Annotated in this window: 6 protein-coding genes and 1 pseudogene; 6 read left to right on the top strand and 1 reads right to left on the bottom strand. The window is 70.8% G+C overall.

Going from position 1 to position 7,414, the window contains the following annotated elements; genetic code table 11:
- A partial coding sequence (locus tag ND748_RS20725) for a helical backbone metal receptor (protein WP_251747660.1) occupies nucleotides 1-392 on the top strand: 392 nt, incomplete at its 5' end.
- 94 nt (nucleotides 393-486) lie between these two features.
- On the opposite strand, the gene panB is transcribed toward ND748_RS20725, so the two are convergent.
- Nucleotides 487-1,398, bottom strand: coding sequence for a 3-methyl-2-oxobutanoate hydroxymethyltransferase (panB, locus tag ND748_RS20720; RefSeq protein ID WP_251747659.1), 912 nt, complete (start codon nucleotides 1,396-1,398; stop codon nucleotides 487-489).
- 351 nt (nucleotides 1,399-1,749) lie between these two features.
- Between panB and ND748_RS20715 the strand changes: the two genes are divergently transcribed.
- The 5 genes and pseudogenes from ND748_RS20715 to ND748_RS20700 form a co-directional block, all read left to right on the top strand.
- On the top strand, nucleotides 1,750-2,748 hold the full coding sequence (locus ND748_RS20715) for a TetR/AcrR family transcriptional regulator (RefSeq protein WP_251747658.1): 999 nt from the start codon (nucleotides 1,750-1,752) through the stop codon (nucleotides 2,746-2,748).
- A 149-nt stretch (nucleotides 2,749-2,897) separates the two neighbouring features.
- Nucleotides 2,898-4,892 carry a threonine--tRNA ligase gene (gene thrS, locus ND748_RS20710; protein WP_251747657.1) on the top strand — a complete coding sequence of 665 codons (1,995 nt, stop codon included), beginning with the start codon at nucleotides 2,898-2,900 and terminating at the stop codon, nucleotides 4,890-4,892.
- 221 nt (nucleotides 4,893-5,113) lie between these two features.
- Complete coding sequence (locus ND748_RS34175; RefSeq protein ID WP_285902452.1) at nucleotides 5,114-5,242, top strand: hypothetical protein; 129 nt, start codon at nucleotides 5,114-5,116, stop codon at nucleotides 5,240-5,242.
- A 221-nt stretch (nucleotides 5,243-5,463) separates the two neighbouring features.
- A complete protein-coding gene (locus ND748_RS20705; protein WP_251747656.1) occupies nucleotides 5,464-6,822 on the top strand; it encodes a glutamine synthetase family protein in 1,359 nt (452 codons plus the stop codon).
- A gap of 10 nt (nucleotides 6,823-6,832) precedes the next feature.
- A pseudogene (locus tag ND748_RS20700) lies at nucleotides 6,833-7,414 on the top strand (bifunctional glutamine-synthetase adenylyltransferase/deadenyltransferase); the annotation flags it as partial.

Raw genomic sequence — 7,414 nt, 5'->3', positions numbered from 1 at the left:
ACGCCGCCCAGACGGCCTGGGCCGACACCGCCGACGCGGCCGGCACCGCGGCCGCGTGTCCCGTCCCGCGCCGCCGCGCCGTGGTGCCGATCTGGCGCCGTCCGTGGATGGCGGTCGGGCGCGACACCTTCACCGGTGACGTGCTGCGCCGCCTCGGGGTGGACAACGTGCTGGCGGACTCCCCGCAGCGCTACCCGCGGTTTGATCCGGCCCACCTCCCGCCGCACGACCTCGTCGTACTGCCCGACGAGCCGTACGCCTTCAGCCCGACCGACGGGCCCGAAGCGTTCGCCGCCCCCGCGGTCTGCGTCCCCGGCCGCCTGCTGACCTGGTACGGACCGTCGCTGGTGGCGGCCCGCTACGAACTCGCGGCGGCGCTGGCCCGAGCCTGACCGTGGCGTGCCCGGGAGTGATTGCGGTGCGATGTGCACGATCCGTCGAGCCCAGGCCGTACAGAACGCACCGCAACCGTCCCGCCACGGTGGATCAGTAGCTGTGCTCGATCGTCGGGTAATGCCCGCCGCGCACCTCGTCGCGGTAGGCGCGCACCGCGTCGCCGAGCACGGTGCGCAGGTCGGCGTACCGCTTCACGAAGCGGGGGACATGGCCGCCGCTGAGCCCGGCCATGTCCTGCCAGACCAGCACCTGCGCGTCGCAGTCGGCGCCGGCGCCGATCCCGACCGTGGCGATGTGCAGCTCCTTGGTGACGCGGGCGGCGAGGTCCGCGGGCACGACCTCCAGCACGACCGCGAACGCGCCGGCGGCCTCGATCGCCAGCGCGTCGGCGAGCAGGACCTCGCCGGCCTCGTCCCGGCCCTGCACCCGGTAGCCGCCCAGAGCGTGGATGCTCTGCGGCGTCAGGCCCAGATGGCCGATCACCGGGATGCCCGCGCCGACGAGGGCGGCGATCGCCGGGGCGACCCGCGCGCCGCCCTCGAGCTTCACCGCCTGGGCGCCGCCCTCCTTGAGGAACCTGGTGGCGGTCGCGAGCGCCTGCTCCGGGCCGGCCTGGTACGACCCGAACGGCAGGTCGGCGACGACCATCGCGTGCGGAGCCCCGCGCACCACCCCGCGCACGAGCGGGATCAGCTCGTCGACCGTGACCGGCACGGTCGTGTCGTAGCCGTAGACGACGTTGGCGGCCGAGTCTCCGACCAGCAGGACGGGAATCTCGGCCTCGTCGAAGACGGTGGCGGTGGTGAAGTCGTACGCGGTGAGCATCGACCATTTCTCGCCCCGGCTCTTCGCCGCCGCCACGTCGCGGACCGTGAACCGCGACCGGCGCGGCGGCCGGGTCTCGGCCGGCGCGCCGTAGAGCGTCGCCGCCGTCCCCGCAGAGTCCGCGGGCCGCGGGTGGTCGTCGGATGTCTGGTTGCGGACAGTGCCTGACGAGTCCATGAGCACTCCTGATGCGTCCGTCCGGGCGCTGGGCGTCCCGGCGTGCTGTCCATGCTGCCACGGTCGGGCCCGCCCGCCGAGTGGTCGAAACTGGTGCGCACCGCACACCTGGGCGCAAGGGAACCGCCCGCCACGCCGCTGCCATGGCAAACGGATGCGTCTGGGCCTCCGGGCACGTATGCTGATCTTGAAATGCGACGGGAACACACGGTCGGGAACACGGTCAGAAACACGGTCGGAAACACACGGTGAAGACACGCGGCGCGACCAGGTAGCGGGTGGCCTCTCCATGCGGATGCATCGGCACGGTGGTGACGGGATGGATGGCAGAGCAGACGGAGGACGCGCCGGATGACGACCGCGGATGCGCGCCCCCCGCGTCCCCGGCGCCCGGCCGATCGGGTGCCCTCCGGGGTGAAGCCCGCGCGCTCGCCCGGCCGGCCCCGGGATCCCCGCTGCGATGAGGCGATCCTCGACGCGGCCCTGCACGAGCTGGCCACCGTCGGGTTCGCCAGCCTGTCGATGGAGGCGGTCGCGGCCGGCGCCGGCGTCGGCAAGGCCACCGTCTACCGGCGGTGGCCGACGAAGGACGTCCTGATCGTCGACGCCCTGGACACGCTGGCTGACAGCGTGGATGCCGTCGAGACCGGCTCGCTGCGCGATGACCTCGTGGCCTGGCTCAACGCCCTTCGCCGGCACAACATCCAGTCCCTGTCCGGGCGCATCATGCCCAAGCTCGCCGCGGAGCGGTCCACCCATCCGGAGCTGTTCGCCACCTACTCGCAGAAGGTGATCGAGCCGTCCCGGCAGCGTGCCGCCGACCTGCTGCGTCGGGGCGTCGACTCGGGGGAGCTCGCCGCCGATGTCGACGTGGACCTGGTCGTCGACATGCTCATCGGTCCGGTCGCCTACCGCCAGTACATGAGCGGCAACCGCGAGGTAAGCGGCACTCGCATCGGCACGATCGTCGACACCGTGCTCGGCGGCATCCTGCGCCGTGACCCCGGGCTGCCGGGAACCGGTGCCGGCCCGGATGCCGCCCCCGGCGCCGACGACCCGGATGGCGGCGCGCGGGGTCCGGCCCAACCCGGCGGACCGGCAACGGCCGCCCACCCGGGTGCTGGCGACGGGTCGGACTCCGGCGTCTACCCGGTCGGCGGCCCGTACTCGGTCGGCGGGCGGTACAGCGTCGGCGGGCCCAACGACGGCGGCGGTTCGCGTGGCTCCGGCGGGATGTACCCGACCCGAGCCGTCCGGGGGGTCGCCGGCCGGCATGGCGCCGGCGGGACGCACCGGCTGACCGGGCCGGTCGTTACCAACGGGCGCGGCGGAGCGGAACCGTCACCCTGAGTGTAAAGGCCTTGGGGGCCTCTCGCGGGCGCGAGTAGCATCGCGATCGAGCCAGCATGGCCGCCGCGGGATCGCCCGCATGGCCGACGACACGTCGTCGGCGCGGTGATCCCCGCGCACGTGTGTCCTATCGCAACAGGAGACTTTCGGTGTCCGACGTCCGCGTTACCGTCCAGCAGGCCCAGCGTAGCGATCCGCGGGTGGTGCCGACCGGGACGACGGCCGCCGATCTGTTCGCCGACGACCGCGACGTCATCGCCGCCCTGGTGGACGGTCAGCAGCGTGATCTCGCGCATGTTCTCGACGATGGCGCCGTCGTCGAACCCATCGCGATCGACTCGCCGACCGGCCGAGCCATCGTGCGGCACTCTGCCGCGCATGTCGTTGCCCAGGCCGTCCAGGAACTGTTCCCGAAGGCCCGGCTCGGTATCGGCCCGCCCATCGACAACGGTTTCTACTACGATTTCGACGTCGAGACGCCGTTCACTTCGGATGACCTGAAGGCCATCGAGAAGAAGGCCCAGGCCATCATCAAGGCCGGCCAGCGGTTCTCCCGTCGGGTGGTCACCGAGGAGCAGGCCCGCGCCGAGCTCGCCGCCGAGCCGTACAAGATCGAGCTGATCGGGCTGAAGTCGACCGCGGGCGAGGGCGCCGACGCGACCGAGGACACCGAGGTCGGCGTCGAGGTCGGCGCCGGCGAGCTGACGATCTACGACAATCTCGACCCGAAAACCGCCGAGCTGTGCTGGAAGGACCTCTGCCGGGGACCGCACGTGCCGAGCACCCGGTCGATCCCGGCGTTTGCGATCCTGCGCTCGGCAGCGGCCTACTGGCGAGGCAGCGAGAAGAACCCGCAGCTCCAGCGCATCTACGGGACCGCCTGGGAGTCTCGCGACGCCCTCAAGGCCTACCAGACGAGGCTCGCCGAGGCCGAGAAGCGCGACCATCGCCGCCTCGGCGCGGAGCTGGACCTGTTCTCCTTCCCGACCGAGATCGGGCCGGGCCTGGCCGTGTTCCACCCCAAGGGTGGTGCGATCCGCACCGCCATGGAGGACTACGCACGGCGCCGGCACCTCGAGGACGGCTACTCGTTCGTCAGCACCCCGCACATCACCAAGTCGGAGCTGTACGAGATCTCCGGTCACCTGGACTGGTTCGCCGACGGCATGTATCCGCCCATGGAGCTCGACGGCGGCACCGACTACTACCTCAAGCCGATGAACTGCCCGATGCACATCCTGATCTACCGGTCGCGGGGCCGGTCCTACCGGGAGCTGCCGCTGCGGCTGTTCGAGTTCGGCACGGTCTACCGGTACGAGAAGTCCGGCACCGTGCACGGCCTGACCCGGGTACGCGGGCTCACTCAGGACGACGCCCATCTGTTCTGTGCCCGCGAGCAGCTCCCCGCCGAACTCGACAGCGTGCTGAACTTCGTCCTGGGGTTGCTGCGGGACTACGGCCTCAGCGACTTCTACCTGGAGCTGTCGACCAAACCGGAGGGCAAGGCCGTCGGCACCGACGCCGAATGGGAGGAGGCCACCGAGCTGCTGCGCGCCGCCGCGCAGAAGCAGGACCTGGAGCTCGTCATGGACGCGGGTGGCGGCGCGTTCTACGGCCCGAAGATCTCCGTGCAGGCCCGGGACGCCATCGGCCGGACCTGGCAGTTGTCCACCATCCAGGTCGACTTCCAGCTGCCACAGCGTTTTGACCTGGAGTACCAGGCCGCGGACGGCACCCGCCAGCGCCCCTTCATGATCCACCGAGCGCTGTTCGGGACCATCGAGCGCTTCCTCGCCATTCTGCTGGAGCACTACGCCGGGGCGCTGCCGCCGTGGCTGGCCCCGGTCCAGGTGGTCGGCATCCCGATCACCGACGAGCACGTGCCCTATCTGGCCGGCGTCGCCGCGAAGCTGGCCGCCCACGGTATCCGGGTGGAGGTCGACTCCTCCGACGACCGGATGCAGAAGAAGATTCGCACCGCGCAGAAGCAGAAGGTCCCCTTCATGCTGCTCGCCGGGGACGACGACGTCGCCAAGGGCGCGGTCTCATTCCGGTTCCGCGACGGCACCCAGCGCAACGGCGTGCCCGTCGACGACGCCGTCGCCGAGATCCTCGACGCCGTCCACCGCCGCATCCAGGTCTGACCTCAGCCCACCCCCAGACGTGATCCTCGGTGCCCGGGGCATTACCAGCAGTCCGCCTTCCGGGGTGACACCGCATCCGCGACTTCACCCCGGAACCAGGTGGCTGCACTTGTCTGGAGATTGAGAGGACCGCGGGGAGAGGCGGGGGACGCTGAATCCGACAAGGCGTTGCGGGTTCGGGAAGTTGCCGAACTGGTAGGGCAGAGAATGCCCGATGTCAGGTGGTGAGTCTGGGGTTGGAGGTTGGCCTGCTGCAGATCGACTCCGGCTCCCGGGATGAGGCCGAGCGTTACCGTGTCCCGGAGCTCTACCGGAAGGCGCTGGGAATGGGACGCAAAGGCCAGGCCTGAGGGCTGTCTTCGCCTCGCCCCGCCAGCGGCATGATCCGCGGTGCGGCCGTGGGTTGCGGGGTAGACCCGGTGGTAGTGCCGCGGGTTGGATGTGACGGACCGTTGGCGGGGCGGTTGCCGGCAGGCAACATCACGGCGGCGGGGCGGTGTCCTCGCTATGGTCGGGTCAGGCTGACTGGGCGGCCCGTATGGTCGAGTCCCCACCTCAGCGCGGAGGCACCATGGACAAGCAGCAGGAGTTCGTTCTGCGGACTCTGGAGGAGCGGGACATCCGCTTCGTTCGGCTCTGGTTCACCGACGTGCTCGGCTACCTGAAGTCGGTGGAGATCGCGCCCGCCGAGCTCGAGGGGGCGCTCGCCGAGGGCATCGGTTTCGACGGTTCCGCGATCGAGGGTTTTGCGCGGGTACACGAGGCCGACATGCTGGCTCGGCCGGACCCCTCCACGTTCCAGGTGCTTCCGTGGCGCGGTGAGCATCCGCTCACCGCTCGGATGTTCTGTGACCTGATCATGCCGGACGGGGCGCCGGCCGCCACGGACTCGCGGTGGGTGCTGCGCCGCGCCCTGGCCCGGGCGGCGGATGCGGGTTTCACCTTCTACACGCATCCCGAAATCGAGTTCTTTCTGCTCAAGGAGCCACCGAAGCGCGGTGGCCCGATGCCGGCACCGGTCGACGAGTCGGGGTACTTCGACCTCACCCCGAACGACATCAGCCATGACTTCCGGCAGCAGGCGATCAGCATGCTGGAGCGGCTGGGCATCTCGGTGGAGTTCAGCCACCACGAGGTCGCGCCCGGGCAGCAGGAGATCGATCTGCGTTACGCCGACGCCCTCACCATCGCGGACAACATCATGACTTTCCGGCAGGTGGTGAAGGAGGTGGCACTGCGGCAGGGAATCTACGCCACCTTCATGCCGAAGCCGTTCGGCGATCAGGCTGGTTCGGGTATGCACACCCACCTGAGTCTTTTCGAGGGTGACCGCAACGCGTTCCACGATCCGACCGACGAATACCAGCTTTCGAAGGTCGCGAAGGCATTCATCGCCGGTCTGCTCAGGCACGCCGCGGAGATCACCGCGGTGACGAACCAGTGGGTGAACTCCTACAAGCGGCTCATCGGCGACCAGCGCCTCGGCGAGGTGCTGGAGGCGCCCGCCTACGTGTGCTGGGGCCACAACAACCGGTCGGCCCTGGTGCGGGTGCCGTTGTACAAGCTGCACAAGTCGCAGGCCACCCGGGTGGAGTTCCGGCTGCCGGACAGCGCCTGCAACCCCTACCTCACCTTCGCCCTGGTGCTGGCCGCCGGGCTGCGGGGGGTCCAGGGCGGTTACGATCTGCCCGCTCCGGCGGCGGACGACGTGTGGACCCTCACCGATGCCGAGCGCCAGGAGCGGGGGATCACCGCGCTGCCGGGCTCGCTGGCCGACGCAATCACGATCATGGAACGGTCCTCGCTGGTGCGCGAGACCCTCGGCGACGAGCTGTTTGAGTTCTTCCTGCGGAACAAGCGGGCCGAGTGGCAGGACTACCGTCGGCAGGTGACGCCGTTCGAGATCGACCGCTATCTGCCCGTGTTGTGAGCGTTGCGCCATGCGGGTCGAAGAGCCGGGGATCTCGACCGGGTTCGGCGCGCCCCCCGCGGTGGACCATCCGCGCGGCAGCTCGGTAGCCGCCCAGCTCGCCCGGCTCGGCTTCAGCGACGTCGACCGGGTGGCGGCGATCATGGCGCGCCTCGGTCTGCTCGGCGGCCAGCCACGGCTCGCCGCAAACATCGCTGCCGCGGCCGACGGGGCGACCGGGGCGGACGTCGCTGCCGGGGCCGACTGGGCGAGCGGGGCGAACGACGTTGCCCGTGCGAACGTCGTGGTCGGGGCGCTCGCCGGGGCGGCCGATCCCGATCTGGCCCTGGCCGCGCTGGACCGGCTCGTGGACGCGCTCGGCCCGGCCGACGGCTCTGCGCTCGTCGCGGACCTCGCCGAGCATGCCGGCCTGCGGAATCGGTTGTGCGCTGTGCTCGGCGCGAGCCGCGCACTTGGTGATCATCTGGCGCGGTACCCGGCGGACTGGCGGGTATTGCTGCCCGACGAGCTGGTGGACGCCCCGCCGGACGCCGGCCGGATGCGGGCGGCGCTGCTGCGCGCGGTCGGTGCCGATCCCGCCGGCGAGGCGCCC

It is taken from the genome of Frankia sp. AiPs1 (genome assembly GCF_023716945.1).
Lineage (GTDB): Bacteria > Actinomycetota > Actinomycetes > Frankiales > Frankiaceae > Frankia.
The sequence above is the reverse complement of the archived record's forward strand: the minus strand, read 5'-3'. Positions and strand labels throughout refer to the sequence as shown.

Excerpts from the sequence above, each read along its gene's own strand:
- panB (WP_251747659.1), bottom strand. The coding sequence starts at position 1,398 with ATGGACTCGTCAGGCACTGTCCGCAACCAGACATCCGACGACCACCCG.
- ND748_RS20715 (WP_251747658.1), top strand. The coding sequence starts at position 1,750 with ATGACGACCGCGGATGCGCGCCCCCCGCGTCCCCGGCGCCCGGCCGAT.
- ND748_RS20705 (WP_251747656.1), top strand. The coding sequence starts at position 5,464 with ATGGACAAGCAGCAGGAGTTCGTTCTGCGGACTCTGGAGGAGCGGGAC.